This window comes from Micromonospora sp. NBRC 110009 (assembly GCF_030518795.1).
Classification (GTDB): Bacteria; Actinomycetota; Actinomycetes; order Mycobacteriales; family Micromonosporaceae; genus Micromonospora.
Genome location: NZ_CP130427.1, coordinates 3,321,915 through 3,348,252 on the forward strand (window position 1 = coordinate 3,321,915; position 26,338 = coordinate 3,348,252).

Sequence of the window (26,338 nt, forward strand, 5' to 3'; positions counted from 1 at the left end):
CTTCGGCGTGTGCGCCGGTCAGCTCACCGGGGCGAAGCCGGGCAGCCAGCGCTCCAGGATCGCCCGGTACGGCGCCTTCGCCTCCAGTTGGCAGAGCACGCCGATCGAGCCGAGCGTCACCCGGTGGATCATCAGGTACGAGGGGGGCAGGTTGAGCTGGCGGCTGAGCTGGTAGGCCGCCGAGCGGGGATTGGCCAGGCGGGCGGCCTCGGACCGCAGCCAGGCCCGGGTGAACCGGAACTCCTCGGCGGCGATCGGCTCCAGCATCGGGCGGAGGAAGTCGAGCACCGCCTGGGCGTCGATCGGCTCGGTGGAGCTGACGAAGCCCTCGCTCCGCAGCCCGGCCGCCACCCCTTCCGCGTCGCCGCGCAGCGCCAGCGCGGCGATCCGGCCGATCGGCTCAGGGGTGCCCTCCGGCATCCGGGCCACCGCGCCGAAGTCGATCACGCCGAGCCGGCCGTCGGGCAGCAGCCGGAAGTTGCCCGGGTGCGGGTCGGCGTGCAGCAGCCCGGCCCGCATCGGCGCGGAGAGGTGCAGCTCGGCCATCAGCCGGCCGGCCTCGTCGCGCTGCTCCTCGGTGCCGTCCCGGATGATCTCCGCCAGCGGGGTGCCCTCGACCCACTCAGTGATCAGGACCCGGGGCGAGGAGTCCAGCACCTCGGGGATGTAGATGTCCGGGTCGTCGGCGTACGCGGCGGCGAAGGCGCGCTGCGACTCGGCCTCCAGCTCGTAGTCCAGCTCCTCGGTGATCCGCTCGCGCAGCTCGACCAGGAGCGGCTTGACGTCCAGCCCGGGCTGGATCGCCCGGAACATGCCGCCCAGCCGGGAGAGCTGCTTCAGGTCGGCGAGCAGCGCGTCCCCGGCGCCCGGGTACTGGATCTTCACGGCCACGTCGCGATGCTTCGGGCCGCCGCTCGGGCCGTAGCCCGGGTCCCGCCAGACCGCGCGGTGCACCTGGCCGATGCTGGCCGCGGCGGCCGGGGTGTCGTTGAACTCCACGAACCGGTCGCGCCAGTCGGGCCCGAGCTGCTCGGCGAGGACCTTGTGCACGGATGCGGCGGGCAGCGGCGGCGCCGCCTCCTGGAGCTTGGTGAGCGCCTGCCGGTAGGGGGCGGCGATCTCCTCGGGCAGGGCCGCCTCGAAGACCGACAGCGCCTGACCGAACTTCATCGCCCCGCCCTTGAGCTGCCCAAGGACGCTGAACAACTGCTCGGCGGTGCGCTGCTGGATCTCGGCGGAGATGACGTCGGACGCCAGCCCGGTGACCCGCTTGCCCATGCCGAGCACCGTCCGGCCGGCGAAACCGAGCGGCAGGGCGGCGAGCTTGGCGGTCCGGGAGACGGCGCGGCGCGGGATGTCGGTCACCCGGTCATTGTTACCGACCGGAGGGGTCCGCTGGTGCTACGAAGCCCGGAGCGGGTCGGGGCCGCCCCGGATCGGGCGACGTCCGGAGCACCGGCAGGACGGATGCGGTGGCCACCGGCGGCGCCGGAAGTGGCCGGCCCCGGCGATCTCCACCGCACAGCCGAGGGTCTCCGGGACGCCGCCGTCGAGGTGGGCCAGCGCCTCCGCGACCGCGTACGCGACCGCCGCCAGCCGGGTGGTGGCGGTGCAGGCGCGCTCGGCACGGTCGGCGGCGAGTGCCGGCCAGTCCGGATCCCGGTCGACCCGGTGCAGGTCGAGGCAGTTCAGGCAGGGACCCACCGGCGGCCGGACCAGCGGACCGACCACCGGCACGCCGCCGCGCAGGTCGACCAGGAGGTGGGGCTGGCGGCGCTGCGCGTACCCGGTGGCGAGCAGCGCGGCGGGCCGGTCGGTGCCGAGCTGGACCACCAGGTCGACCCGGCCCCGATGCAGCGCCCCGGTCTGCGTGCCGGGCGCGCACCGGGCGAGCGCGCCCCGGACCGCCGCGGCCAGCGGTCGACCCACCTCGGCAGCGGTCAGGCCGGTGCCGACCAGGTCGGCCGGGCGGACCGGGCCGCTCAGCTCCGGCGCCACGTGCCCCACGCCGGCCTGCGCCAGCGCGACCGCGATCGCCCCGCCGCCCCGGCCGGCGCCGGTGACCCGGACGCGGGCCGCCCGGCGGCGGCGCACCACCTGGGCCGGCGTGCCGGGCGGTCCGGGCACGGCGAGCGCCAGGGCATCCGCCTCGCCCGCGAGCCGCGCCCGGACCGGACCGGCGAGGTCGCGGGGGAGCAGGCAGTGCGCCGGCACGACGAGACCGGCGGCGCGGAGCGTGTCGAGCAGGACCCGGGCCTCGTCCGGCGCCACCTGGGCGGTGGTCGCGGACGCCAGGACGGCCCGCTCGCTGCGGGTGCCGTCGAGCAGGTCGAGCAGGCGGGCGGCCCGGGGGTTGGCCACCTCCAGCAGCACCGCGCGGCCGGGCTCGACCCCGAGCTGCAGGGTGTGCCGGTCCCGCCAGAGCCTGGTGAGGCCCGGCAGGAGGGTCGGGCGGGGGAGCGGCGTCGGGTGGGTCATGCCACGGATCGTGACCGCGTCTCCGCTCTCCGTCGATCGTTGTCCACAGGCGCGCCCGGCGGCATCCAGGGTTGTCCACAGGGCTGACCAGGGTTATCCACAACCGGCCGGTAGCTGGTGTCGGCCAGCCGACAGTCCGGGCCCGGACACGACACGGGGGAGGGCGGCCGGTGGCCGCCCTCCCCCGGTTCGACCCGTACGGGTCAGACCTTGGCCTTGCCCAGGATGCGGTTCACTGTTGTGCCGCACACCGGGCACTTGCCCTTGGCCATGTTCATGCCGGTCTTCGAGACCTCCACGCGGCCCTCGAAGTCCCGCTTCTCCTTGCACTTCACGCAGTAACCGTTGTAGGTCTGGGCCTGGTCGGCCACGGTAGCCCTCCTCGTCTCGTCCGCCGGGCACGCCGTCCCGGCGGGTTTCCCTGCGGCGGGCCACGCACGGCACCGGCGCCGGGGGGTTCTCCGCGGCCACGCTCGTGACCGCTGGTTGGCGGACCCTACCCAGGTCTGGGCAGTTCCATGTCAGCTGTGCGTCGACTCTGTGAGGAAGTCGACGTCGAGAGTGTGCATGCCGAGTTACGTCGGATAAGTCAGTTTCGCGGGGACACGCCGGATGAAGGCCCTCAGATCCCCCTTCGGGGAGACCCCGCGCGACGGCCCGTTGGTAGATCATCTAACGTGAGCGGGGGCCGACAGGTGACGTGCAAACTGCCGAGCGGGTCACCCGCAAAGAAATTTTTCAGGACTCCTGACGACCAACCCCCATTTTCCGGGCGCGTGTCGTCGTGTTGACTCTTGCGGACCCCTGGTCACTACGCAGTAACTTTCCCTCGTGACAGTCATCCGAGGCTGCGCGGACCAGTGATGGCCGGGACGCGGAAGCCCGTCGTCGAGGTACGGCGCAGTCAGCGCCGGCGACGCACGGTGTCCGCGTACCGGGACGGGGAGCGGGTCGTGGTGCTCATCCCGGACCAGTTCTCCCGCGCCGAGGAGAGCGAGTGGGTCGACCGGATGCTGGCCCGGCTCGCCGCCCGGGAGGGCCGGCTCGCCCGCTCCGACGCCGAGCTGCTGGCCCGGGCCACCCGGCTGATCAACCTCTACCTGTCCGAGCACGGCGTCGCGGCGGCCCCGGCCAGCGTCCGCTGGGTCACCAACCAGAACGGCCGCTGGGGCTCCTGCACGCCGGCCGACCGGACCATCCGGATCTCGCACCGGATCCAGGACATGCCCGACTGGGTGATCGACTACGTGCTCCTGCACGAGCTGGCGCACCTGATCGTGCCGAGCCACAACGCCTCGTTCTGGGCCCTGGTCGGCCGGTACCCGAAGACCGAGCGGGCCCGTGGCTACCTGGAGGGTGTCGCCGCCGCCGCCGGCGTCTCCCTGGCCGACTGACCCGCTCGTATCGCCGGAGCCCCCAGATCTTGGAAGGAATCGGCCCGGGTCGGGGTCACCTGCTACCGAGGTCTCCTGCGTCGCAACCCGGTCGGGCTGGCGACAGGGGGCGGCGGGTTAGGGTCGTCGGGTGGCCCGACGTGTGGTGGTGGCGTTGCTCGGCCCGGTGGCCTGGACGCCTCCGGGGATCGACCCGGCACGGTGGCGCACCGCGCTCGCCGAGGACGTGGTGGACCTGCTGGCCACGCTGCACGAGGTGGAGATCGCGGTTGCGGTGACCCCGGAGGACCGCTGGCTGGCCGACGCCGTGGTCTGGCCGGGCACGGCCGTCCACGAGGTTGCCGAACCCACCGTCAACGCCGTCTTCACCGCGCTGTCGAGGGCCGCCGCACCGGGCACGGGGGCCGGGCCGGGCGAGGATGTCGCCTCGGCCGACACCGCTGCCCCGGCCCGGACCGGCGGGACTTCCTCGGGCGGGTACGACCAGGCTGCCGTGGTGGTCGCCGACGCGCCCGACGTTCCCGGACTCACCCTAGGCAAGCTGCTCCGGCCGCTCTCCAGCCGCCCGGTCGCGGTCGCTCCGGTGGAGGGCGACGGCCCGGGCCTACTCGGCGTGGCCGCCCGGCTGCCCGTACCGGGCTGGTTGCCGGCGCTGGACGTGGACACGGCCGTGCCGGCCGACCTGCGCGCGGCCGCCCCGCGCCCCGGCGACGTGGCCGTCACCGCCGGCTGGCGCCGGCTGCGCGGCCCCGCCGACCTGGCCACCCTCGACCCGGCCTTCGAAGGCTGGGAAGCCACCCGCGCCCTGCTCTCCGGCCAGCCCGGCTGACCGACCGACGCCACCAGGAGCCGCACAGCCTGCGCGGATCCTGGTGGCGCCGCGACGGCCGAGTCAGGGCTTGTTGTCGCCCTCGCCCTCGTCCTCGCCCGGGGGCTGCTCCTCCGGGGCGCCGGGGGCGGTGAAGTCGAAGTTCGCCAACTCCTCGTCGAGGTCGTTGGTCGTCGCGGCGAACGCCTCCGGGTTGGCGAAGTCGTCGTCCGAGGGGAGCAGGTCCGGGTGGCCCCAGACCGCGTCCCGGCCGGCGATCCCGCGCTGTTCGGTCAGCGCCGCCCAGAGCACGGTGGCCTCGCGCAGCCGGCGCGGTCGCAGCTCCAGGCCGACCAGGGCGGCGAAGGTCTGCTCGGCCGGCCCACCGGCCGCCCGGCGGCGGCGGAAGGCCTCGCCGAGGCGTACGACGTTGGGCAGCCGGTCGCCCGCGGCGCTGTCGACCACGTGGCACACCCAGCCCTCGACCAGGGCGAGCACCGTCTCCAGCCGGGCCAGCGAGGCCTTCTGTGCCGGGGTGTCCTCCGGGGTGAAGATGCCCTCCAGGGCGATCGCCTGCATCGACTCCGGATCGGCCGGGTCGACCCGGCCCATCGCCTCCTCGATCGCCTCCCGGTTGACCCGGATGCCGGCGGCGTAGTTCTCCACGGCCGTGAGCACGTGCCCGCGCAGCCACGGGACGTGCTGGAAGAGCCGCTGGTGGGCGGCCTCGCGCAGGGCGACGTAGAGGCGTACCTCGTCCTCGGGCAGCTCCAGGCCCTCGCCGTACGCCCGGATGTTGGCCGGGATCAGCGCGCCGGTGCCGGCGGGGCCGAGCGGCAGGCCGATGTCGCCGGCCGAGAGCACCTCGGCGGCGAGCGAGCCGAGCGCCTGGCCGAGCTGGCCGCCGAAGAGCGCGCCACCCAGCGTGGCGACCATCGACTGCATCGGGCCGAGCTGAGCCCGGGCCTCCGGCGGCACCAGGTCGCCCATCGCGCCGACCATCCGGCTGGCCACCGGGTCGCAGAGCTTGCGCCAGACGTCGAGGGTCTTGTAGATCCACTCGTTGCGGTTCCAGGCGACCGACGCCCGGATGCCGGACGGCCACGAGGTGGCCGGCTCCAGCCAGAGGTCGGCGATGCGCAGGGCCTCCTCCACCGCGTTGCGTTCGAACGGCGAGACCGCCGGGTCGCCGGCGGCGGCGAGCTGGCTGGCGGCCACCTGCCGGGCGAGGTCCCAGTTGACCGGTCCGCTGCCCGGCGCGGAGAGCAGGTGCTGCAACTGCGACATGAACTGCTGCATCTGCGCGGGATCGTTGGGGTCTGGTGGTTGCCCACCCGGGAGCGCGAAGCCGAACGGAATATCAGGCACGACGTCTACGGTACGCGTGCCGCGCCGCAGGTCGCGCCCGCTGGCGTTGCGCTGAGGGCGAAGTCCGCCGGTCGTCGCGCCGGACATCACGGGCCCTATCGGTACGCTCTGCCGCATGAGACGTCGCGGCGTGACCGTTCTCCTCGGTGCACTGCTCACCGCCCTGCTCAGCGTCGGGGTGCTGAGCGTGCCCATCCCGTACGTGGTGCTCGGTCCCGGCCCGACGGTCAACACCCTCGGCACCTCCGACGGCAAGGAGGTCATCCAGGTCGACGGGCGGCCCACGTCCACGTCCGCCGGCCAGTTGCGGCTCACCACGGTCGGCGTGCAGCCCACCGTCCGGCTCCGCTCGGCACTGGCCGGCTGGTTCTCCCGGGACGAGGCGGTGGTGCCGCGCGAGCTGGTCTACCCGCCGGGCGAGTCGCAGGAGGAGGTCGAGAAGCGCAACGCCGAGGACTTCCAGAACTCGCAGACCAGCGCGGAGACGGCCGCGCTGCGGGAGTTGGGCTACCCGATCCAGGTGCTGGTGAAGGCGGTCACCCCGGGCGGATCGTCGGTCGACGTGCTCAAGACCAACGACGTGCTCACCTCGGTCGACGGCCAGCAGGTGACCAGCGCCGCCCGGCTCACCGAGCTGATCCGGGCCAAGCCGGCGGGGACCGCGCTGAAGATCGGGTACACCCGGGCCGGCGTTCCGGCCACCGCCACGGTGACCAGCCGGGAGCAGGACGGCCGGCCGCGGATCGGCATCGAGATCGACCAGCAGCAGCCGCACCCGTTCACCCTCAAGATCGATCTCGGGGACATCGGCGGGCCGAGCGCCGGGCTGATGTTCGCGCTGGGCATCGTCGACAAGCTGGAGCCGGCCGACCTGACCGGCGGGAAGGTCATCGCGGGCACCGGCACCATCGACGACGAGGGCCGGGTCGGGCCGATCGGTGGCATCGCCCAGAAGCTGGTCGGCGCCAAGGACGCCGGGGCGAAGGTCTTCCTGGTGCCCGCCGACAACTGCGCCGAGGCGGTCCGCAACCCCCAGCCCGACCTGCCGTTGCTCAAGGTGGCGTCGCTGGACGACGCGCTGAAGGCGCTGGAGACGCTGCGTGCCGGAGGGCAGCCGACCCGCTGCTGAGCCGGCCCGGCGGTCCGCCGGACGATCGTGACGTGACCTTGACCCGACGTGTTCAGGAACACCCCGTACTCTGGGTGCCTGGTCGGAGCCGATCACATCGAGCGTGCGGAGCCAACAGTGGTCATGCGTAGCAGCCCCCTGCCGAGGATGAGTCGGCGCGGACGCGTCACCATCGGGGTCCTGATCGGGGTGTTCCTGCTGTTCACCCTGCTCGGCTGGGGTGTCAACGCGTGGACCGACTGGCTCTGGTTCGACGAGGTCCGCTACACCCAGGTCTTCACCGGCGTGCTCGCCACCCGGCTGCTGCTGTTCCTGGTGATCGGGCTCGGCATGGCGCTGGTCATCGCCGGCAACCTCTGGCTGGCCTACCGGCTGCGCCCGCGGCTGCGGCCGCACTCCCCGGAGCAGGCCACGCTGGAGCGCTACCGGATGCTGCTGAGCCCGCGGCTCGGCACCTGGATCGCCCTGGCCGCCGCGGTCATCGGGCTCTTCGCCGGGCTCTCCGCACAGAGCCGGTGGAGCCAGTGGCTGCTGTTCCGCAACGGCGGGAGCTTCGGCGTCAAGGACCCGGAGTTCGGGGTCGACGTCGGCTTCTACGTCTTCCAGCTGCCCTTCTGGCGCTACCTGCTCGGGGTCGGGTTCACCGCCGTGGTGCTCGCCCTGCTCGGCGCGCTGGCCATGCACTACGTCTTCGGCGGGGTGCGGCTGCAGGGCGTCGGCGACCGGATGACCAACGCGGCCCGGGCCCACCTGAGCACGCTGGTCGCCGTCTTCGTCCTGCTCAAGGCCGTCGCGTACGTGCTGGACCGGCGGGCGATGCTGCTGGAGTACAACGAGGGCGCCAAGCTCTACGGCGCCGGCTACGCCGACGTGAACGCGCTGCTCCCGGCGAAGGAGATCCTGGCGTACATCTCGGTCGTGGTGGCGATCGCGATCATCGTGTTCTCCAACGCGGTGATGCGGAACCTGGTCTGGCCCGGGATCGCGCTGGCCCTGCTCGGGGTCTCCGCGGTGGCGATCGGCGGCATCTACCCGTGGGCGGTGCAGACCTTCGAGGTCAAGCCGAGCGCCCGGGACAAGGAGGCGCCGTACATCCAGCGGAGCATCGAGGCGACGCGGGCCGCGTACGGGCTGACGGCCACGAAGAGCACCGGGTACGCGGCGAACAATCTCGTCCCGCCGGCCAGCCTGGCCACCGACACCTCGGTGGTGCCGAACGCCCGGCTGCTCGACCCGCAGCTGGTCTCCGAGACGTACACCCAGCTCCAGCAGGTCCGGGGCTTCTACGACTTCGGCCCGAAGCTGGACATCGACCGGTACGCGGTGGCCGGCAAGACCTCCGACTACGTGGTCGGGGTCCGCGAGATCAACTACGGCGAGCTGACCGACCAGCAGAGCAACTGGATCAACCGGCACACCGTCTACACCCACGGCTACGGCCTGGTCGCCGCCCCGGCCAACCAGGTGGTCTGCGGCGGCCAGCCGTTCTTCGTCTCCGGCTTCCTGGGCGAGAAGGCGCAGGAGGCCTGCTCCTCGCAGGCGGAGCAGATCCCGGCCCAGCAGCCGCGGATCTACTACGGCGAGCGGATGGAGCCCGACGACTACGCCATCGTCGGGCAGACCGGCGACCGGAACGTGGAGTTCGACCGGCCGACCTCCACCGGTGGCGAGCAGTACTACACCTACACCGGCGAGGGCGGCGTCAAGATCGGCTCGTTCACCCGCCGGCTGCTCTACTCGATCAAGGAGCAGGAGTCGAACTTCCTCCTCTCCGAGGCGGTGAACAACGACTCCAAGCTGCTCTACGTGCGCAACCCGCGCGACCGGGTGGAGAAGGTCGCGCCGTTCCTCACGGTGGACGGCGACCCGTACCCGGCGGTGGTGAACGGCCGGGTCCTCTGGATCATCGACGGCTACACCACGGCGGCGACCTACCCGTACGCCGAGCGGGTCAACCTCCAGGCCGAGACGGCCGACGAACTCACCGGGCGGGGCACCTTCCAGCTCGCCCGGGAGAACGTCAACTACATCCGCAACTCGGTGAAGGCCACCGTCGACGCGTACGACGGCACGGTGAAGCTCTACGCCTTCGACGACGCGGACCCGGTGCTGAAGGCGTGGAACAAGGCGTTCGGCGGCGACCTGGTGCTGCCCAAGGGCGACATCCCGCCGGAGCTGGCCGAGCACTTCCGCTACCCGGCCGACCTGTTCAAGGTGCAGCGCAACCTGCTCACCAAGTTCCACGTCACCGACCCCGGCGACTTCTACTCCGGCCAGGACTTCTGGCAGGTGCCCAACGTGCCGGACGCCCCGGACAGCGGGCAGAAGCAGCCCCCGTACTACCTCTTCACCCAGTTCCCGAAGCAGGACGGGCCGCGCTTCCAGCTCACCTCGGCGGTCACCCCGAACGGCCGGCAGAACCTGGCCGCGCTGATCTCCGGGTCGTACGTCGACGGGCAGCCGAAGCTGGAGGTGCTGGAGCTGCCGGACCAGACCCGGATCTCCGGCCCGGTCCAGGTGCACCAACAGATGACCAACAACGCCGACATCCGGCAACAGCTCAACCTGCTCTCCTCCAATCAGGCGCAGGTGCAGTACGGCAACCTGCTCTCGCTGCCGTTCGCCGACGGGATGCTCTACGTCGAGCCGGTCTACGTGAAGAGCAGCAACCAGGACGCGTACCCATTGCTGCAGAAGGTGCTGCTCTCGTACGGCGACGGCGGCTCGTACGTGGTGCTCGCGAACAACCTCGGCGACGGCATCAAGCAGCTCGTCGAGCAGGGCAAACGCGCCACCCCGGGCAATCCGCCCGCCCCGGGTGGCGGCACCCCGCCGCCGACCGGCGGCACCAGCCCGCCGGTGCTCACCGGTGAGCTGGCCCAGGCCGCCGAGCGGGTGCAGGGCGCGATCGCGGAGGTCAGGGCGGCCCAGGCGTCCGGCGACTTCGAGCGGTACGGGCGGGCGCTGAAGGCGCTGGACGAGGCGATGTCCGCGTTCCAGCAGGCGCAGACGGCGGCCAATCCGTCGGCGGCCCCGTCGCCCGGCGGCAGCGCCCCGGCCTCGCCGTCGGCCGCACCGCCGACCTCCTCACCGTCACCGAACGGCTGACGCCGACCCGACCACCCGAGCCCGTGGCCCGGAACCCGAAGCGGTCCCGGACCACGGGCTCGTGTCGCTTTCCGGACGGAAGGCCCGCAACCCGGCGCCCGGTTCAACCGTCAACAGGGCAGGTGGACCGAGGGGGAGGCCGATGCGGGACGCGAACAGCTTCGACGACTTCTACCGCAGCACGTCGGCGCGGACGCTCCGCTACGGCTACGCGGTGGCGGATGATCCCGGCGAGGCGCAGGACCTCGTCCAGGAGGCGTACGCCCGGGCCTGGCGGCAGTGGGCGAAGCTGGCTGCCCACCCGGCCCCCGAGGCCTGGCTGCGGCTGGTGATCAGTCGGCTGGCGACCGATCGCTGGCGGCGGCTGCGGAGCTGGCGGCTGGCGGCCAGCCGCACCGGACCACCGGACGACGTCCGGCCGCCCGGCGAGGAGACGGTGCTGCTGGTCGGCGCGCTCCGGCAGTTGCCGGTCCGGCAGCGGCAGGCCCTCGCCCTGCACTACCTGTTCGACATGCCGGTGGAGGAGATCGCCCGGGAGGCCGGCGTCCCCACCGGCACCGTGAAGTCCTGGCTGGCCCGTGGCCGGGCCCGGCTGGCCGAGCTGCTGCCCGGGGTGGCCACCGAGGAGCTGGAGGTCAACGATGTCGCGTGAACTGACCCGTCTCTACCGGGCCCTGGCCGCCGACACCGACGAGCGGGCGCTGCCAGCGCCGGACCAGCTGCGCCGGCGGGCCGACCGGCAGGCGCGGAACCGGGCCGCGCTCGGCGCGCTGACCGCCGCCGTCCTGGTCGCCGGCACCGCCGTCGGCACCCGGATGGTGCTCATCGCCGGGCCGGACGCCCCGCCGGGACCGCCGGCCGCCAGCCCCACCGCCACCGGCACCCCGGCACCGTCGCCCACCGCGAGCCCGTCCTCGCCGGTGCCGAGCCGGACCACCCAGCCGCCGTCGTCCCGTACGCCGGGCTCGCCGCCGCCGACGAGCGCCGGGCCGACGGCCACCACCGCGATCAGCATCCCGGACCGCGCCTTCTTCGCCCTGCCTCCGGCGAACGATCTCGGGACGGCGGGGGATTTCGTCCCGGGGCCGGTGCTGCCGGAGCTGTGTGGCGCCATGCCCGGCGAGGGGCAGATCGCGCAGCGCCGGGCCCGCTCCCTGCCGTACCGGCTGGCGGACGCCGCGCCGGCGTCTGTGCCGGACGGCTACTACCGGCACAGCATCACCGTCTACCGGACGGGCGGGGCCGACGAGGCGCTGCGGGAGCTGCGGGGTGCCGTCCGGGACTGCCCGGAGCAGCCGGTGACCGAGGCGCCGGCGGTGACCTCGACCCAGCGGCTGCTGGACGGCACCGGCTACGGCGACGAGTCGGTGCTCTTCGAGCTCCGCAACCCGAACCTGGATGTCGAGGGGCGGCCCGTCAGCGGTGAGGAGGTCCACCTGGTCCGCGCGATCCGGGTCGGCGACGTGGTGACCGTGCTCTGGGAGCAGGGCTGGGAGGGCAGTTCTACGGACCGCGCGCAGTTCGACGCCGACAGCGGTCGGGCGGCCGAGGCGCTGCGCGGGTGGCTGGGCTGAGGGCCTGTTTTGCGCCCCCTGGGGTCGGTGCGCTACGGTGTACGAACCGACGCGGGGTGGAGCAGCTCGGTAGCTCGCTGGGCTCATAACCCAGAGGTCGCAGGTTCAAATCCTGTCCCCGCTACTCGTCACGAAGGGCCCCGGAGATCTCTCCGGGGCCCTTCGTCATGGGCGCCCCGGTCGCGTTCCGGGACCCGGCTGATCTCCACGGCGGAGATGCGATAAGCTGTACGAGCCGACGCGGGGTGGAGCAGCTCGGTAGCTCGCTGGGCTCATAACCCAGAGGTCGCAGGTTCAAATCCTGTCCCCGCTACTCGTCGCGAAAGGCCCCGGAGATTTACTCCGGGGCCTTTCGTCCTTCTCCGGCCGTCCGCCCTGCCCCGGTTGCGTCGCTCGGCGAGGATGAGGGCATGTCTGCTTGGAGCAAGTGGTGGGGCCGGCTCGGCGCGCTCCTCGGCGCGGTCGTGCTCTCGGTCTTCGTGCCGGCCGCGGCGTGGGCGTCCACCGGTACCGGCGAGCTGGTGGTGGAGGCTGCCCGGCGGCGGTCCCGCGGCGGTGGTGGCTTCCTCGGGCTGCTCTGCTGCCTGGTGGTGGTCGTGGTGATCGTGCTGCTGGTGCTGCGGCTGTTGCGCCGGCGGCGCGGCGGCCCGCCGCGCTGACCGGTCGGCCGCGCCCGGCCGACGGTGGTCACGCCGCCAGGGCCGAGCTCGCCTGCGCCATGAAGCGGGAGGTCGCCGCCCGGGCCCCGGACCGCTTCGCGCGGATGCTCTCCGCGGCGGCGACGAGCAGGGTACGCACCTGAGCGTGCCCCTCGGGCGGCGGAGCGGGCGCCGGTCCCATCAGGTCGCCGAGGGCGTTGTCGAGGGCGATCATTCGCTTCTCCACCCGGTCGGTGACGCCGTCGGTGACGTACCGCCGGACCGGGACGCTGGCGTTCAGCCCTCGTTCGGTGCCGAGGATGCGGCCGGCCGCCACGTTGGTGGTCAGGAAGTTGATCACATCGGCCACCAGGTCGGGCTGGCGGGTGCCGCGGAACCCTGCCCAGTACATGGACGCCCGGGGCCACTGCGCGGCCGGGGTGCCGGGCAGGGCGGTCAGGCCCAGCTCGTCGTGGGTGAGCCGCTGGAGGTCCGGGAGCTGGTGCGACCAGGCGAAGGACGCCGCGGCGTGCCCGGTGACCACCAGCTGGCGGTCCAGCTCGCCGGTGTCCGCCAGCTCCACCAGGGCGGCGCTCGGGGTGGCCCGGTCGTGGCGGGCCACCTCCCAGAACTCGAACCATTCGAGCAGCTCGGCGGAGCTGAAACCGAGCTGCCGCCCCTGGTAGAGCTCGCTGCCCTGGCCGCGCAGCCAGAGCCAGAGGGCCCGGTAGTCGCCGGAGGCGTCCATCGTGCCGGCCACCCGGTTGCCGGAGACCCGGGTGATCTGGCCGGCCCAGCGGGCGTACTCCTTCCAGCTCATGCCGGTGCGCGGCTCGGCCAGCCCGAGGCGGCGCAGCAGGTCCCGGTTGTAGACGAGCGCGGCGTTGGTCTGCCCGGCGGGGACCGCCACGGTCCGGCCCTCGACCTGGCCGTAGCGGGCCAGGTTCGGCGGCAGGTCGCGCAGGTCGAGCCGGTTGTCGGTGACGTACCGGCTGAGGTCGAGGACGATCCCCCGCTGGGCGTACTCGGTCAGCACGGTGTCCTCGATCTGGAACAGGTCGGGCACGTTGCCGCCGGTGGCCTGGGTGGCCAGCCGGTCGTAGTAGCCGGTGAGACCCTGCCAGGTGACCCGGAACCGCACCCGCGGGTGCTGCTGGGAGTAGAGCCGCAGCGCCTTCTCGGTCGCCTCGGCCCGCCGGGCCCCGCCCCACCAGAACACCGACAGCTCGAGCGGTCCGTCGTCGACCCGGCTCTCCTCCTCCGGCCCGCAGCCGGCCAGTCCGCCGCCCACCAACGGCAGCCCGGTCAGTGCGCCGAGGAGCCGCCGCCGGTCGAGACCGGGACGGGGCACGGACTGCGGAGCGCGCACGGGTTCTCCTGGGGGCGCGGGCGGCGGCTGCGGACGGACCATTTACACAGGCCCCGGACGGGGGTGTCAACGCCGGGCGGCGGCGGACATCGACCGGGGCGGATGAGGCGGCCGGTGGCCGCGCCGGGCGGGCGTCCCGCCCCGTGGTGTACTAGGCGCCGTGGAACTTCTGCACTCAGGCAAGGTCCGGGACGTGTACGCGGACGGTGACGACCTGATCCTGGTCGCCTCCGACCGCATCTCCGTCTACGACGTGGCGTTGCCGACGCCGATCCCGGACAAGGGCCGCCTGCTCACCGCCCTGTCGCTGTGGTGGTTCGAGCAGCTCGCCGACCTGGTGCCGAACCACGTCATCTCCGCCACCGACGTGCCGGCGGAGTTCGCCGGCCGGGCGATCCGCTGCCGGCGGCTGGAGATGGTCCCGGTCGAGTGCGTGGCACGGGGCTACCTCACCGGCGGCGGCTTCGCGGAGTACCAGCGCACCGGCGCGGTCTCCGGCGTGGAGCTGCCCCGGGGCCTGACGGAGGCGTCCATCCTGCCCGAGCCGATCTTCACCCCGTCGACCAAGGCGCCCGCGGGCGAGCACGACGAGCCGATCACGTACGCGCAGGTGGTCGACAAGCTCGGCGCGGAGATCGCCGAGCGGCTGCGGCAGATCACCATCGACGTCTACCGGCGGGGGGCGGAGATCGCCGCCGATCTGGGCATCCTGGTCGCCGATACCAAGATCGAGCTGGGCTGGGCGCCGGACGGCACGCTGATCCTCGCCGACGAGGTGCTCACCTCCGATTCGTCCCGGTTCTGGCCGGCCGAGTCGTACCAGCCGGGCCGGGCCCAGTTCTCCTACGACAAGCAGTACGTCCGGGACTGGGCCACCCAGAGCGGCTGGGACAAGCAGCCGCCCGCCCCCGAGGTCCCGGCCGAGGTGGTCGAGGCGACCCGGGCCCGCTATGTCGAGGTCTACGAGAAGCTCACCGGCAACCGCTGGGACTGACCCGTACGATCAACAGGCGTGCGTGACATTGCCGTCTTCAGCGGAACCGCCCACCCCGACCTCGCCGCCGAGATCTGCAGCCACCTCGGCGTGCCGCTGTACCCCGTCCGCGTCTCCCGGTTCGCCAACGACTGCCTCGAGGTGCAGCTGCAGGCGAACTGCCGGGAGCGGGACGTCTTCCTGATCCAGCCGCTGGTGCCGCCGGTGCAGGAGCACCTGGTGGAGCTGCTGCTGATGATCGACGCGGCCCGCGGCGCGTCGGCCGGCCGGATCACCGTGGTGCTGCCGCACTACGCGTACGCCCGGTCGGACAAGAAGGACGCGCCGCGGATCTCCATCGGCGGCCGGCTGGTGGCCGACCTGCTCACCTCGGCCGGCGCGGACCGGGTGCTGGCGATGACCCTGCACTCGCCGCAGGTGCACGGCTTCTTCAGCGTCCCGGTGGACCACCTGCACGCGCTGCGCGAGCTGGCCGCTCACTTCAAGCGGTACGACCTGAGCAACGCGGTGGTGGTCTCGCCGGACCTGGGCAACGCCAAGCAGGCGGCGGCGTTCGCCCGGATGCTCGGCACCCCGGTCGCGGCCGGCGCGAAGCAGCGGTACAGCGACGATCGCGTCGAGATCAGCACGGTGATCGGCGACGTGGCGGAGCGGGACGTGATCGTGCTGGACGACGAGATCGCCAAGGGCAGCACGATGATCGAGCTGATGGCGCACCTGCGGGAGCGGAAGGTGCGGTCGATCCGGCTGGCCTGCACCCACGGCCTGTTCTCCAGCGGTTCGCTGCAGCGGCTGAGCGGGCAGGACGGGGTGCTGGAGATCGTCTGCACCAACACCGTGCCGATCCCGGCGGAGAAGCGGGTGCCGAAGTTGGAGGTGCTCTCGGTGGCGCCGGCCCTGGCCGAGGCGATGCGGCGGATCCACAACGGCGAGTCGGTGAGCGCCCTGTTCGGCTGAGCCGCCGGGGGGCCGCCTCCGGGTCAGCCCTCGGCGGGGCGGGGGACGTGCGGTCGGGCCAGCGCGGCGCTGATCCGCACGATGGTGCCGGCCTCCCCGGTCTCGACCGCCATGGCGTCGCTCAGCTCCCGGGCCAGCCAGAGGCCCCAGCCGCCGGCGGTGTCCGGGGCGGGCCGGTTCCGGTCGCTGAGCTGCTGGACGCTGATCCCCTGGCCGTGGTCGGAGACCTCGCAGACCAGCTCCCCGGCCCGGCGCCACAGGCGCAGCCAGCCCTGGCCGCCGCCGTGCCGCACGGCGTTGGTGATCAGCTCGTTGACCGCCAGCACGAAATCCTCCAGCCGCTGGCCGTCCAGCCCCGCGGCGTGCGCGCAGTCGGTGACCGAGTGCCGTAGCTCGGTCACCTGGGCCTGGTCGAAGGCCTGGGCGATCAGGAGGGAAGGTTCGATGGGCACAACCGTACGCGGTGCGGGGGGTTCTGCGTTCGTCATGGCCCCGTCCCGGCGGTTGGTCTCGGCGATTTTCGCGGCATTTCCACCGTACGTCAGGGTTTCCCACGCCGCAGCCGTCACCCCGGCGTCGTCGCGTTGTGGCATGGTGTCGCGCATGCCGTCGTCCCCGGGTGGCCTGGAGGTCCCGCTCTGGCGGTCCATCGCGGTGTTCCGCTTCGCCTCGCTGGCGTACGTGGGCCTGCTGGTCCTCCGCGACGCCCACCGGTACGCGCACCCGCTCGCCGCCGGCGGCGTACTCCTGGTGATGCTGGCCTGGACCGGGGTGACCGCGGCCGGCTACGCGCGCCCGGCCGGGCGCCGCTGGCCCCTGCTCCTGGCCGACCTCGGCGTGGTCGTGGCGATCATGCTGGCCACCCCGTGGGTGGTGGGCCGCGCGGCCCTGGCCGCCGGCGTGCCCACGCTGACCGTGGCGTGGCTGGCCGGGCCGGTGCTGGCCTGGGCGGTCTCCGGCGGTCGGCGGCGCGGCGCGGTCGCCGCCCTGCTGCTCGGCGGTGTCGACCTGGCGACCCGGGAACGGATCACCCAGTCCTCGCTCACCGGGGTGATCCTGATGCTGCTCGCCGGGGTGGTGGTCGGGCACGTCGCCCGGCTGGCGGTCACCGCCGAGGAGCGGCTGCAACGGGCGGTGGAGCTGGAGGCGGCCACCCGGGAGCGGGAGCGGCTGGCCCGGGACATCCACGACTCGGTGCTCCAGGTGCTGGCGCTGGTGCGGCGGCGCGGTGCCGAGCTGGACGGCGAGGCGGGCGAGCTGGCCCGGCTGGCCGGCGAGCAGGAGGCCGCCCTGCGCGCGCTGATCGGCCGGGCGGGGGTCGCGCCGGCCGAGGCGGGGGATGCCCGGGACCTGCGAGACCTGCTCGACCGGTACGCCTCGGCGACGGTCGAGGTCGCCGCGCCGGCCACCCCGGTCCGGCTGCCCGGCCGGGTGGCGCAGGAACTGGCTGCCGCGGTGGGAGCGGCGTTGGAGAACGTGGCCCGGCACGGCGGCGGGCGGGCCTGGGTGCTGGTCGAGGACGAGGGGGAGACGGTGACGGTCTCGGTACGCGACGAGGGTCCGGGCATCCCGGAGGGGCGGCTGGCCGAGGCCGCCGCGCAGGGCCGGCTCGGGGTGGCGCAGTCGATCCGGGGCCGGGTGGCCGACCTCGGCGGCGCGGTGCGCATCGTCTCCGCCCCCGGCGTCGGCACGGAGGTCGAGTTGAGCGTGCCGAGGGGCGAGCGGTGAGCATCCGGGTGATGGTGGTGGACGACCACCCGATGTGGCGGGAGGGCGTCGCGCGCGACCTCACCGAGGCGGGCTACCTGGTGGTGGCGACCAGCGGCGAGGGCCGGCAGGCGGTGCGGGTGGCCCCGGCGGCCCGCCCCGACGTGGTCGTGCTCGACCTGCAACTGCCGGACGTCTCCGGGGTCGAGGTGATCCGCGGCCTGCGCGCGGCGCTGCCGGACGTCCGGGTGCTGATGCTGTCGGCCAGCGGCGAGCCGCAGCGCGTGCTGGACGCGGTCAAGGCCGGCGCCACCGGCTACCTGGTCAAGTCGGCCGCACCGGCCGAGTTCCTGGACGCGGTGGGCCGCACGGCGGCCGGCGAGCCGGTCTTCACGCCGGGGCTGGCCGGGCTGGTGCTGGGGGAGTACCGGCGGCTGGCCGCGGCGCCCGCCGCCCGGCACGACGCGGCACCCCGGCTCACCGATCGGGAGACCGAGGTGCTGCGACTGGTGGCCAAGGGCCTGTCCTACAAGCAGATCGCCGAGCGGCTCGGGCTCTCCCACCGGACGGTGCAGAACCACGTGCAGAACACGCTCGGCAAGCTCCAGCTGCACAACCGGGTCGAGTTGACCCGCTACGCCATCGAGCGGGGCCTGGACGAGTGACCCGTCACGGGGTCGCCTCGGGCGGCCGGGTCTCGTGGACGGCCAACTCCTCGGCGGTCGCCCCGCCACCGGCCGAGCCGGCGTCGTACGCCACGTTGTCCGTCTCCTGATCGGTGTGCGCGCCCTCGTCCGGTTCGACCAGCCGACCCACCTGATGGTCCGCGACCGTGCCGAGCTGGCCGTGGTCGTAGATCGAGACCGGCGAGTGCGGGTCGGAGGTCGGGCCCGCGTCGATCACGTCGGCGTCGAGCTGGGCCTGCGCGGCGGCCTCCTCGCTGTCCGCCTCGGCGGCGATGTCCGGGTCGACCGGGCCGGCGAGCGGGTCGTCGGCCGGCCGCTCGTACACCTCCCGCTGGAGCTTGTAGTCCAGCGACTCGCCGTCGAGCTGCTCCTCGGCGGTGGTCCCGAACCGGTCCACGGCCACCGGCGTGCGGTCGGCGGGAAGCTGGGCCGGCTCGGGGCCGTCCGCCTCGCGACCGGTCAGGATGTCGTCCTTGGCCGTGGAGTCGTCGTCGGCGGTGTCGGGCAGGCCCTCCGCCTCGGGGTCGGACACGGGGGTCGGGTACTCGTCGTCGCGCATGACCGGTCACTACCCACTGCACTCGTCGCATTAACCGCGTACGGGCGGGGGGAACGGGAGGAAGAGGGTCATACCACCCTCAGCTGCGGCACGCCGCCTCGTCCTCGGCGTGCAGGACGCACCAGACCACCTTGCCGCCCCCCAGCGGCGTGCTGCCCCACCGCCGGGCGACCGTGTCGATGAGCAGCAGCCCGCGCCCCCCGGTCGAGGTCAGCGGCGCCAGCCCGGCGTACGCGGGCCGCCGGGTGGAGTGATCGCGGACGGCCAGCTGCAGGGCGCTGCCCCGCGGGGCGACCCGGACGGTCATCGGCGTCCCGGCGTGGGCGACCACGTTGTTGACCATCTCGGTGACCGCGATGCAGGCCGGCTCGGCCAGCTCCGGCACACCCCACCGGGCGCACCCGTCCGTGACCAGCCCCCGCGCCTCGCGGGCCGCCGCCACCACCGGCGGCAGGTCGGCGTTGAGCACGGCCGCCAGCGGCGCGCCGACCAGCGCCGCCTGCGCCGCGGCCAGCGACGGGTAGACCGGCGCGCCGCCCCCCGGGCCGCCCGAGGGGTCGAGCACCAGCAGCGCGGCCGCCGGCCAGTCGGCGACCATGCGGTGCACGTGGTCGACGACGGCCCGGGCGGCGGGCTCGACGATCCGGACCGTGGACAGGTCGACGATCGCCGGGCCGGGCCGCTGCCAGAGCCGCGCCAGCAGAGCGTCGCGGACGGCGTCCGTCTCGGCCAGGTCGAGCACACCGGTCAGCCTGACGACCGCGGAGGACTCGTCCGTCTCCACCAGGCATCGCACGTCCGTCGGCATGATCGTCCCATTGTGCATGCCGGGTCGAGGACGCGCATCCGGCCGGCCCGCCTGTTTCATGCGCGTCCCGCCTTGGACCGGCGGGTCATCGCGGCCATCGTGCCGACGGCGGTCCCCGCCGCGGCGAGCCCGAACGCCGTCATCCGCACCAGCTGCCGGCGCCGGCCGTGCCAGCCACCGGTCGGCTCGGCCGCCGCGTCGGGCCGGAACACGTTCCCGCTGCTGTCCAGGCGTACGCCCGGGCCGAACTGGGTGCGCGCGGTGTACCAGCCGAGCAGCCGCTCGGCCAGCGCCGGCGCGAGCCGCCACTGCAACCCGATCAGCCGGGCTGCGCCCCCGGCGTACGCCTCGCGCCGGGGCCGACGCAGCAGCCGGACGATCGTCTCGGCGACCACCTCCGGCGGGTAGACCGGCGGGGGCGGGGTCAGCTCGTGCCCGGTGTGGTTGGCGGCGTGCCGGAACAACGGGGTGTCGATGGTCGCCGGGAGCACGGTGCAGATGGAGATGTTGCCGCGCCCGGTGACCCGCAGCTCCTGCCGGACCGTGTCGGCCAGCCCGCGGATGCCGTGCTTGGTGGCGTTGTACGCCGACTGGTAGGGCATCGCCGCCTCGGCCAGCACGGAGGCGTTGTTGACCAGGACCCCGCCGCCGGCCGCCTCCAGCCAGGGCAGCGCCGCCTTGGTGCCGTACACGGCACCGAGCAGGTTCACCGTCACCACCCGCCGGAACTCCTCGACCGGGATCTCGTCGAAGAGCCCGACCGCGCTCACCGCCGCGTTGTTGATCCAGGCGTCGATCCGGCCGAACTCCGCCGCCGCCCGCGCCGCGAGCTGCCGCACCGCCTCCGGTTCGGTCACGTCGGTGGGCACCATCAGGCACTGCCCGCCCAGCTCCCGGCAGTGCGCGGCGACCCGGCGCAGCGCCTCCTCGGTGCGGGCCGCCAGCACCACGTCGGCGCCCCGACGGGCCAGCGCGTACGCCGTCGCCGCGCCGATCCCGCTGGAAGCGCCGGTGATCACGACCGTCGCGTCGTCGAGGGTGCGGGTGAGAGGCATTCTTCGCCGGTACCCCGGGTCCGGGCGGTCATGCCGGGCGGGTAGCCCGGATCACGATTGACCAGGGGGCGGTTCCGGGCAGGTGATCCGCCTGACCGATCCCGATCTGCCAGGTTTCGGCGCACCGGGGCCGGGTTAATGGGACCCTCTGACCGGAGGACCCACCGCTCGCGAGAACGCATGGAGGTGCACCATGCGCGTCGGCCTTGTGTGCGCGCACGCCGGCCCGTCCGTCGACGGTCCGACCGTCGGCACGCACCAGCACATCGCGCGGGTCGCGGCCGAACTCGCCGCACGGGGTCACGACGTACGGGTCTACGAGCGCCGGGACGAGCCGGGCCAGCCGGCGTCCACCGAGGTGGACGGCTACGGTCTGGAGCGTGTCCCGGTCGGCCCGGCGGCCCCGCTGCGCACCGCCGAGCTGGTGCCGTTCGTGGCGGAGTTCGGCGGCTGGCTGGCCCGGCGCTGGTCCGGCGACTGGGCGCCGGAGGTGGTGCACGGGCACTACTGGCTCGGTGGCCTGGCCGCCGCCCACGCGGTCCGCGAGACCGACATCCCGGTCGTGCAGACCTTCCACTCGCTCGGCGTCGAACAGCTGCGCCACCTCGGCCGGGGGTACGACGGGCCGGGGGAGCGGATCCCGCTGGAGCGGGCGCTGACCCGGGCGGTGGACATGGCGGTCGCCCAGTGCAACGACGAGGTCGACGAGCTGACCCGGATGGGACTCCAGCGCACCTCGGTGGCGATGGTGCCGACCGGGGTGGACACCGCCCAGTTCCACCCGGACGGCGAGGCGGCGCCCCGGGACCAGCGCGCCCGCATCCTCTCCGTCGGTGGGCTCGCGCCCGGCCACGGTCAGGACGACCTGATCCGGGCGCTGCGACTGGTCGGCGACGCCGAACTGGTCATCGCCGGTGGCCCGCCGGCCGAGCAGCTCGCCGGGCACGCCGAGGCCCGCCGGCTGCGCGAGCTGGCCGAGCAGAACGGGGTGGCCGAGCAGGTGAAGCTGGTCGGCGCGGTGCCGCACGACCAGATGGCCACCTGGTACCGCTCCGCCGACGTGGTCGCCTGCACCCCGCACTACTCGTCCGCCGGGCGGGTGTCGCTGGAGGCGATGGCGTGCGGCGTGCCGGTGGTCGGCTACGCGATGGGCGGCATCGCCGACGCGGTGGTCGACGAGGTCACGGGCAAGCTGGTCCCGCCCGGGGACGTCCGCACCCTCGGGGTCACCCTGCGCCGGCTGCTCGCCGACAACGCCGGGCGGTTCGCGTACGGGCACGCCGCGGTGGACCGGGTCCGGTGCAGCTACACCTGGGAGCGGACCGCCGGGGCACTGGAGCGGCTCTACGAGCGGGTGATCGGCCGCCGCCGCCCGGTCGAGGCGGCGGAGGCGCCCCAGCCCGTGGAGGCGGCCGTCGAGACGCGCGGCCCCGTCGAGGCGGCCTGACGCCCGCTCAGCGGCGGGGCCGGGCCGCGGGCGCGCCGGCACCGATCATCGCGCGCTCCCGGTCCCGGGCGACCGCGTGGTGGTGCTGCGGCTCGGCGTACCGGGTCAGGCCGACCACCGAGACCAGCGTGGCCAGGAAGCCGACGCCGGCCAGCCACTCCCGCCCCGGCCAGATCCGGTCGTTGAGCAGCAGCAGGCCGACGATCGCCGCGGGCACCGCGCCGGCGGCGTCCATCGCGGCCACCGCCGCCGTGGTGGAGCCACGTTGCATCGCCAGCCCGAGCAGGAGCTGCCCGACCACCGAGTGGGCGACCAGCAGATAGAGCAGCGGGTCGCGGACGAACGCCTCCGCCGTGTCGGCCGAGGCGAGCGGCCGGGCGGCCACCGCCGCAGCGGAGAACGCCATGCCGGCCAGGGAGCCGAGCACCACCGAGCCGGGCGCGCCGTGCAGCCGGACGGCGAAGAAACCGAGCACGGCGATCACGCCCAGCGCCACCGCCAGGCCGACCAGCCCGGCGGTGCCGAGCTGTCGCGACGGCGCCGGCTGGGCGGCCAGCACCAGCGCGGTGATCCCGCCGAAGAGCAGCGCCAGCAGCCCGATCTCGGCGGCCGGCAGCCGCCACTTGAGCACCAGCACGCCGAGTACGGCGGTCACCCCGAGCCCCGCCGCCACGCTCGCCTGGACCAGGAACAGCGGCAGGTCGCGGCGGGCCAGGAAGGCCAGCACGAAGCCGGTGACCTGGCACAACAGCCCGACCAGGTAGGTGCGGTGACCGGCCAGCCGGAGCAGCAGACCGGGGTCGAAGGTGTGGTGCACGGTGGTCCGCGCCGCGGCCACCGACTGGAGGAGGTTGGCGAAGCCGTACGCGACGATCATCGCCGCCAGGAAGCACCAACCGGAGGACACCACCTGGCGAGGATAGAGGCTACCGCCGGGTCAGCGCTCGGCCGGCCGGCCGAGCCGGGCCAGGATCTCGTCGTGCAGCGGGCCGTTGGTGGCGACCGCGCTGTTCTCGCCCGCGGCCGGCGCCGGGCCGCCGGACAGGTCGGTGAACGTCCCGCCCGCCTCGGTGACGATCGGCACCAGCGCGGCGACGTCCCAGAGCGAGAGCTCCGGCTCCACCATCACGTCCAGAGCCCCCTCGGCCAGCAGCATGTAGCCGTAGAAGTCGCCGTACGCCCGGCTGCGCCAGACGTCCCGCATGAGCTGTAGGACGGCGTCCAGCCGACCCGCTTCCTCCCAGCCGGTGAGCGAGGAGTAGCAGAAGCTGGCGTCGGCCAGGTCGGTGACGCCGGAGACCCCGATCGGCGCGCCGGAGGCCAGGTCCGGGCCGGCGTACGCGCCCCCGCCGAGCGCGGCCCACCAGCGCCGGCCCAGGGCCGGGGCGGAGACCAGGCCGAGGACGGGCCGGTCCCCCTCCAGCAGGGCGATCAGAGTCGCCCAGACCGGCACCCCCCGGACGAAGTTCTTGGTGCCGTCGATCGGGTCGACCACCCAGCGTCGCCCGTCCGGGCCGGCCGCGGGCTGCTCGCCGTACTCCTCGCCGAGCAGGCCGTCGCCGGGCCGGTGGTCGGCCAGCAGGGACCGGATCTCCCGCTCCACGGCGGTGTCCGCGTCGGAGACCGGGGTCAGGTCCGGTTTCGAGTCGACCCGCAGGTCGAGGGCGCGGAACCGGGCGGTGGAGATGGCGTCGGCGGCGTCGGCGAGCCGGTGGGCGAGGGCGAGGTCGTCGGCGTACCTGGTCATGGCGACACGCTAGCCGTCACCGGTCGAGCGGATCCCCGGGGTTCCGCTGGTCGGACTCGCCGCGGGGGTCGCCCTCGCCGCTGCGGGAGGCCAGCAGCCGACGGTACGAGGCCAGCCGGCGCGGGTCGGCCTTGCCGGCGGCCACCCAGCCGTCCAGCGCGCAGTCCGGCGCGTCGGCCGTGTGCGGGCAGTTCGGCGGGCAGTCGACGGTCGCCTCGACCAGGTCGGGGAAGCCGTGCAGCAGGCTGTCCGCGGAGACGTGGGCCAGCCCGAAGCTGCGTACCCCGGGGGTGTCGATGATCCATCCGACGGCGGCTCCAGGTCGCGGCGCGGCGCCGGACGCGTCGAGCTGGAGTTGCCGGAGGTCGCCCTCGGCGCCCTCGGCGGGCGGCAGCCGCAGCGCCACCGCGCTGGTCGAGGTGTGCCGGCCCCGGCCGATCGCGCTGACCGAGCCGACCGCCCGGTCCGCCTCCGGCACGAGGCGGTTGACCAGCGTCGACTTGCCCACCCCGGAGTGCCCCACCAGCACCGAGAGCCGGCCGGCGAGCAGCGCGCGCAGCGCGTCCAGGTCGGAGTCGGGCTGGATCAACAGGTACGGCAGCTCCAGCTCGGTGTAGTAGTCGAGCACCGCCTCCGGGCCGGCCAGGTCGGCCTTGGTCAGGCAGAGCAGCGGCTCGATGTCGGCGTCGTACGCGGCCACCAGGCAGCGGTCGATGAACCCGGTCCGCGGCGGCGGGTCGGCCAGCGCGCTGACGATCACCAGTTGGTCGGCGTTGGCGACGACCACCCGTTCCAGCCGCCCCTCGGCGGTGGTCGCGTCGTCCTCGGCGGTGCGCCGCAGCACCGAGCGGCGCTCGGCGATCCGGACGATCCGGGCCAGCGCGCCGGGCGTGCCCGAGGTGTCACCGACCAGCCCGACCCGGTCACCCACCACCACCGACTTGCGGCCCAGCTCCCGGGCGCGCATCGCGGTGACGGTCGGGGCGTCCGGCCCGGTGTCGGGGAGCACGCAGGTGTAACGGCCCCGGTCGACGGCGATCACGAACCCTTCGACCGCGTTCTCGTGGCGCGGCCGGGTCCGGGTACGCGGACGCGAGGACTTCCCGGGTCGGACCCGGACGTCGTCCTCGTCATACTCCCGTCGCCTGGTCGCCAGGAGGTCCCCCCGTCGGGTCAGTTCTTGCCGGTCACCATCCCCGACCATAGTGCCGGAAACTCCGGCATGGTCTTCGAGGTGCACGCCACATCGTCCACCTCGATGCCGGGCACGGCCAGCCCGGCCACCGCCGCGGCGTGCGCCATCCGGTGGTCGTCGTAGGTCCGGAAGGTCCCGCCGCGCAGCGGCCGGGGCCGGATCTCCAGCCCGTCGGGGAGCTCGCTGAGGTCGGCGCCCAGCGCGGTGAACTCCTTCGCCAGCGCGGCGACCCGGTCGGTCTCGTGGCCCCGGATGTGCCCGATCCCGGTCAACCGGGACGGCGAGTCGGCGAGCATCGCCAGCGCGGTCAGCACCGGGGTCAGCTCGCCGACGTCGGAGAGGTCGGCGTCCAGCCCGTGCACCGTGCCGGCGCCGCGGACGGTCAGCCCGGCGGTGCCCAACGTCACCTCGCCGCCCATCCGGGTCAGCAGGGCACGGAACTGCTCGACCGGCTGGATGCTGCTGTGCGGCCAGCCCTGCAGGGTCACCTCGCCGCCGGTGACCAGCGCGGCGGCGAAGAACGGCGCCGCCCCGGAGAGGTCGGGCTCGATCTCCCAGCCCCGCCCGGTCAGCGGGCCCGGCTCGACCGCCCAGACGTCGGGGGTGGTGTCGTCCACCGCCGCCCCGACGGCCCGCAGCATCTGCACGGTCATCCGCAGGTGCGGCGCGGACGGCACCGGGGCGCCCCGGTGCCGGACCACCACGCCCCGGTCGAAGCGGGGCGCGGCGAGCAGCAGGCCGGAGACGAGCTGGCTGGAGGCGGACGCGTCGATGACCACCTCGCCGCCGGCGACCCGCCCGGTGCCGAGGACGGCCAGCGGCAGGCTGCCGGTCTCCGGGGTGTCGATGCGTACGCCGAGGGAGCGCAGCGCCCCGATCAGCGGCCCGAGCGGGCGGACCCGGGCCTGCGGGTCGCCGTCGAAGGTCACCCGCCCCGCGGCGAGGCCGGCCACCGGCGGCAGGAAGCGCATCACCGTGCCGGCCAGGCCGACGTCGACGTGGGCCGGGCCGACCAGCTGGTGCGGCCGGACCAACCACCGCTCGTCGTCGGAGACCGAGACGTGGGCGCCCAGCTCGCGCAGCCCGCCGGCCATCAGCTCGGTGTCCCGGGCGCGCAGCGGCCGGACGAGCGTCGACGGCCCGCTGGCCAGCCCGCTGAGCACCAGGGCCCGGGCGGTCATCGACTTGGACCCGGGCAGGCGCAGCGTGGCGCCGACCGGATCGGAGGCGGTCGGTGCGGTCCACGGCTGCGGCGGCCGGGTCGCGGTCGGATTTCCCACGCTTACATTCTGCCAACTCGCGGAGGCGGGGGAACCG

General features: G+C 74.1%; 24 protein-coding genes, 2 tRNA genes and 1 pseudogene. 14 read left to right on the forward strand and 13 right to left on the reverse strand.

All coding sequences use genetic code 11. The annotated features are described in order from the left end of the window. Nucleotides 1-18: 18 nt before the first annotated feature. From Q2K19_RS15955 to Q2K19_RS15965, 3 genes are all read right to left on the reverse strand, one after another. Nucleotides 19-1,365, reverse strand: coding sequence for an ABC1 kinase family protein (locus Q2K19_RS15955; protein ID WP_302771880.1), 1,347 nt, complete (start codon nucleotides 1,363-1,365; stop codon nucleotides 19-21). A gap of 36 nt (nucleotides 1,366-1,401) precedes the next feature. Further along, nucleotides 1,402-2,478 carry a hypothetical protein gene (locus Q2K19_RS15960; RefSeq protein ID WP_302771882.1) on the reverse strand — a complete coding sequence of 359 codons (1,077 nt, stop codon included), beginning with the start codon at nucleotides 2,476-2,478 and terminating at the stop codon, nucleotides 1,402-1,404. 203 nt (nucleotides 2,479-2,681) lie between these two features. Further along, a complete protein-coding gene (locus Q2K19_RS15965) occupies nucleotides 2,682-2,849 on the reverse strand; it encodes a DUF5679 domain-containing protein (protein ID WP_012014940.1) in 168 nt (55 codons plus the stop codon). Between the two features lie 492 nt (nucleotides 2,850-3,341). On the opposite strand from Q2K19_RS15965, the gene Q2K19_RS15970 reads away from it, so the two are divergent. Beyond that, on the forward strand, nucleotides 3,342-3,872 hold the full coding sequence (locus Q2K19_RS15970; protein WP_302771889.1) for a M48 metallopeptidase family protein: 531 nt from the start codon (nucleotides 3,342-3,344) through the stop codon (nucleotides 3,870-3,872). Nucleotides 3,873-4,002: 130 nt separating this feature from the next. Then, a complete protein-coding gene (locus Q2K19_RS15975) occupies nucleotides 4,003-4,701 on the forward strand; it encodes a hypothetical protein (protein ID WP_302771891.1) in 699 nt (232 codons plus the stop codon). A 63-nt stretch (nucleotides 4,702-4,764) separates the two neighbouring features. Here Q2K19_RS15975 and Q2K19_RS15980 read toward each other — a convergent pair whose 3' ends face one another. Next, nucleotides 4,765-5,979, reverse strand: a complete 1,215-nt coding sequence (locus Q2K19_RS15980; RefSeq protein WP_302772523.1) for a zinc-dependent metalloprotease — start codon at nucleotides 5,977-5,979, stop codon at nucleotides 4,765-4,767. A gap of 184 nt (nucleotides 5,980-6,163) precedes the next feature. Between Q2K19_RS15980 and Q2K19_RS15985 the strand changes: the two genes are divergently transcribed. From Q2K19_RS15985 to Q2K19_RS16015, 7 genes are all read left to right on the forward strand, one after another. Further along, nucleotides 6,164-7,177, forward strand: a complete 1,014-nt coding sequence (locus Q2K19_RS15985; protein ID WP_302771893.1) for a YlbL family protein — start codon at nucleotides 6,164-6,166, stop codon at nucleotides 7,175-7,177. 123 nt (nucleotides 7,178-7,300) lie between these two features. After that, nucleotides 7,301-10,285, forward strand: a complete 2,985-nt coding sequence (locus Q2K19_RS15990; protein ID WP_302771895.1) for a UPF0182 family membrane protein — start codon at nucleotides 7,301-7,303, stop codon at nucleotides 10,283-10,285. Between the two features lie 142 nt (nucleotides 10,286-10,427). Beyond that, a complete protein-coding gene (locus Q2K19_RS15995; RefSeq protein WP_302771897.1) occupies nucleotides 10,428-10,937 on the forward strand; it encodes a SigE family RNA polymerase sigma factor in 510 nt (169 codons plus the stop codon). Then, entirely contained in the window at nucleotides 10,927-11,859 is a 933-nt protein-coding gene (locus Q2K19_RS16000; protein WP_302771899.1) for a hypothetical protein, read from the forward strand. Before Q2K19_RS15995 ends, Q2K19_RS16000 begins: the two co-directional genes overlap by 11 nt. A 50-nt stretch (nucleotides 11,860-11,909) precedes the next feature. Further along, nucleotides 11,910-11,983 (forward strand) — tRNA-Met (locus Q2K19_RS16005). Nucleotides 11,984-12,098: 115 nt separating this feature from the next. Next, nucleotides 12,099-12,172, forward strand: a tRNA-Met gene (locus tag Q2K19_RS16010). 97 nt (nucleotides 12,173-12,269) lie between these two features. Beyond that, entirely contained in the window at nucleotides 12,270-12,518 is a 249-nt protein-coding gene (locus tag Q2K19_RS16015; RefSeq protein ID WP_302771901.1) for a hypothetical protein, read from the forward strand. A gap of 28 nt (nucleotides 12,519-12,546) precedes the next feature. Here the strand turns inward: Q2K19_RS16015 and Q2K19_RS16020 are convergent, their stop codons facing one another. Next, nucleotides 12,547-13,866 carry an ABC transporter substrate-binding protein gene (locus Q2K19_RS16020; RefSeq protein ID WP_302771902.1) on the reverse strand — a complete coding sequence of 440 codons (1,320 nt, stop codon included), beginning with the start codon at nucleotides 13,864-13,866 and terminating at the stop codon, nucleotides 12,547-12,549. A gap of 160 nt (nucleotides 13,867-14,026) precedes the next feature. On the opposite strand from Q2K19_RS16020, the gene Q2K19_RS16025 reads away from it, so the two are divergent. Together Q2K19_RS16025 and Q2K19_RS16030 are read left to right on the forward strand one after the other, a co-directional pair. Continuing rightward, nucleotides 14,027-14,860, forward strand: coding sequence for a phosphoribosylaminoimidazolesuccinocarboxamide synthase (locus tag Q2K19_RS16025; protein ID WP_302771904.1), 834 nt, complete (start codon nucleotides 14,027-14,029; stop codon nucleotides 14,858-14,860). An 18-nt stretch (nucleotides 14,861-14,878) separates the two neighbouring features. Continuing rightward, nucleotides 14,879-15,817: a ribose-phosphate diphosphokinase gene (locus Q2K19_RS16030; protein WP_302771906.1), complete on the forward strand. Its 939-nt coding sequence runs from the start codon at nucleotides 14,879-14,881 to the stop codon at nucleotides 15,815-15,817. A 23-nt stretch (nucleotides 15,818-15,840) separates the two neighbouring features. Here Q2K19_RS16030 and Q2K19_RS16035 read toward each other — a convergent pair whose 3' ends face one another. Continuing rightward, nucleotides 15,841-16,305, reverse strand: a complete 465-nt coding sequence (locus tag Q2K19_RS16035; RefSeq protein WP_302771908.1) for an ATP-binding protein — start codon at nucleotides 16,303-16,305, stop codon at nucleotides 15,841-15,843. 115 nt (nucleotides 16,306-16,420) lie between these two features. Between Q2K19_RS16035 and macS the strand changes: the two genes are divergently transcribed. Together macS and Q2K19_RS16045 are read left to right on the forward strand one after the other, a co-directional pair. After that, a complete protein-coding gene (gene macS / locus Q2K19_RS16040) occupies nucleotides 16,421-17,545 on the forward strand; it encodes a MacS family sensor histidine kinase (protein ID WP_302771909.1) in 1,125 nt (374 codons plus the stop codon). Nucleotides 17,546-17,556: 11 nt separating this feature from the next. Next, nucleotides 17,557-18,189, forward strand: coding sequence for a response regulator (locus Q2K19_RS16045; protein ID WP_302772526.1), 633 nt, complete (start codon nucleotides 17,557-17,559; stop codon nucleotides 18,187-18,189). 4 nt (nucleotides 18,190-18,193) lie between these two features. Here Q2K19_RS16045 and Q2K19_RS16050 read toward each other — a convergent pair whose 3' ends face one another. From Q2K19_RS16050 to Q2K19_RS16060, 3 genes are all read right to left on the reverse strand, one after another. Beyond that, nucleotides 18,194-18,769: a DUF5709 domain-containing protein gene (locus Q2K19_RS16050; protein ID WP_302771910.1), complete on the reverse strand. Its 576-nt coding sequence runs from the start codon at nucleotides 18,767-18,769 to the stop codon at nucleotides 18,194-18,196. 79 nt (nucleotides 18,770-18,848) lie between these two features. Then, entirely contained in the window at nucleotides 18,849-19,577 is a 729-nt protein-coding gene (locus Q2K19_RS16055) for an ATP-binding protein (RefSeq protein ID WP_302771912.1), read from the reverse strand. A 56-nt stretch (nucleotides 19,578-19,633) separates the two neighbouring features. Continuing rightward, nucleotides 19,634-20,632 carry an SDR family oxidoreductase gene (locus Q2K19_RS16060; RefSeq protein ID WP_302771914.1) on the reverse strand — a complete coding sequence of 333 codons (999 nt, stop codon included), beginning with the start codon at nucleotides 20,630-20,632 and terminating at the stop codon, nucleotides 19,634-19,636. A 193-nt stretch (nucleotides 20,633-20,825) separates the two neighbouring features. On the opposite strand from Q2K19_RS16060, the gene Q2K19_RS16065 reads away from it, so the two are divergent. Beyond that, entirely contained in the window at nucleotides 20,826-22,079 is a 1,254-nt protein-coding gene (locus tag Q2K19_RS16065) for a glycosyltransferase (protein WP_302771916.1), read from the forward strand. Here the strand turns inward: Q2K19_RS16065 and Q2K19_RS16070 are convergent. The 4 genes and pseudogenes from Q2K19_RS16070 to aroA all read right to left on the reverse strand — a co-directional run bounded on the left by Q2K19_RS16070 (nucleotide 21,977) and on the right by aroA (nucleotide 26,301). Further along, nucleotides 21,977-22,956, reverse strand: a pseudogene (locus Q2K19_RS16070) (hypothetical protein). The gene Q2K19_RS16065 and the pseudogene Q2K19_RS16070 overlap by 103 nt on opposite strands. A gap of 60 nt (nucleotides 22,957-23,016) precedes the next feature. Continuing rightward, nucleotides 23,017-23,826 carry a histidinol-phosphatase gene (gene hisN, locus Q2K19_RS16075; protein ID WP_302771919.1) on the reverse strand — a complete coding sequence of 270 codons (810 nt, stop codon included), beginning with the start codon at nucleotides 23,824-23,826 and terminating at the stop codon, nucleotides 23,017-23,019. 16 nt (nucleotides 23,827-23,842) lie between these two features. Beyond that, a complete protein-coding gene (rsgA, locus tag Q2K19_RS16080; RefSeq protein ID WP_302771921.1) occupies nucleotides 23,843-25,030 on the reverse strand; it encodes a ribosome small subunit-dependent GTPase A in 1,188 nt (395 codons plus the stop codon). Continuing rightward, complete coding sequence (gene aroA / locus Q2K19_RS16085; protein WP_302771922.1) at nucleotides 25,000-26,301, reverse strand: 3-phosphoshikimate 1-carboxyvinyltransferase; 1,302 nt, start codon at nucleotides 26,299-26,301, stop codon at nucleotides 25,000-25,002. The genes rsgA and aroA overlap by 31 nt, the downstream gene beginning before the upstream one ends. Nucleotides 26,302-26,338 lie beyond the last annotated feature (37 nt).

Bases quoted from the DNA above. Each gene is read 5' to 3' on its own strand.
- Q2K19_RS15960 (WP_302771882.1), bottom strand. From the start codon at position 2,478: ATGACCCACCCGACGCCGCTCCCCCGCCCGACCCTCCTGCCGGGCCTC.
- Q2K19_RS15970 (WP_302771889.1), top strand. From the start codon at position 3,342: ATGGCCGGGACGCGGAAGCCCGTCGTCGAGGTACGGCGCAGTCAGCGC.
- Q2K19_RS15980 (WP_302772523.1), bottom strand. From the start codon at position 5,979: ATGCAGCAGTTCATGTCGCAGTTGCAGCACCTGCTCTCCGCGCCGGGC.
- Q2K19_RS15985 (WP_302771893.1), top strand. From the start codon at position 6,164: ATGAGACGTCGCGGCGTGACCGTTCTCCTCGGTGCACTGCTCACCGCC.
- Q2K19_RS15990 (WP_302771895.1), top strand. From the start codon at position 7,301: ATGCGTAGCAGCCCCCTGCCGAGGATGAGTCGGCGCGGACGCGTCACC.
- Q2K19_RS15995 (WP_302771897.1), top strand. From the start codon at position 10,428: ATGCGGGACGCGAACAGCTTCGACGACTTCTACCGCAGCACGTCGGCG.
- Q2K19_RS16000 (WP_302771899.1), top strand. From the start codon at position 10,927: ATGTCGCGTGAACTGACCCGTCTCTACCGGGCCCTGGCCGCCGACACC.
- Q2K19_RS16015 (WP_302771901.1), top strand. From the start codon at position 12,270: ATGTCTGCTTGGAGCAAGTGGTGGGGCCGGCTCGGCGCGCTCCTCGGC.
- Q2K19_RS16035 (WP_302771908.1), bottom strand. From the start codon at position 16,305: ATGACGAACGCAGAACCCCCCGCACCGCGTACGGTTGTGCCCATCGAA.
- macS (WP_302771909.1), top strand. From the start codon at position 16,421: ATGCCGTCGTCCCCGGGTGGCCTGGAGGTCCCGCTCTGGCGGTCCATC.
- Q2K19_RS16045 (WP_302772526.1), top strand. From the start codon at position 17,557: ATGGTGGTGGACGACCACCCGATGTGGCGGGAGGGCGTCGCGCGCGAC.
- Q2K19_RS16050 (WP_302771910.1), bottom strand. From the start codon at position 18,769: ATGCGCGACGACGAGTACCCGACCCCCGTGTCCGACCCCGAGGCGGAG.
- Q2K19_RS16055 (WP_302771912.1), bottom strand. From the start codon at position 19,577: ATGCCGACGGACGTGCGATGCCTGGTGGAGACGGACGAGTCCTCCGCG.
- Q2K19_RS16060 (WP_302771914.1), bottom strand. From the start codon at position 20,632: ATGCCTCTCACCCGCACCCTCGACGACGCGACGGTCGTGATCACCGGC.
- Q2K19_RS16065 (WP_302771916.1), top strand. From the start codon at position 20,826: ATGCGCGTCGGCCTTGTGTGCGCGCACGCCGGCCCGTCCGTCGACGGT.
- hisN (WP_302771919.1), bottom strand. From the start codon at position 23,826: ATGACCAGGTACGCCGACGACCTCGCCCTCGCCCACCGGCTCGCCGAC.
- rsgA (WP_302771921.1), bottom strand. From the start codon at position 25,030: ATGGTCGGGGATGGTGACCGGCAAGAACTGACCCGACGGGGGGACCTC.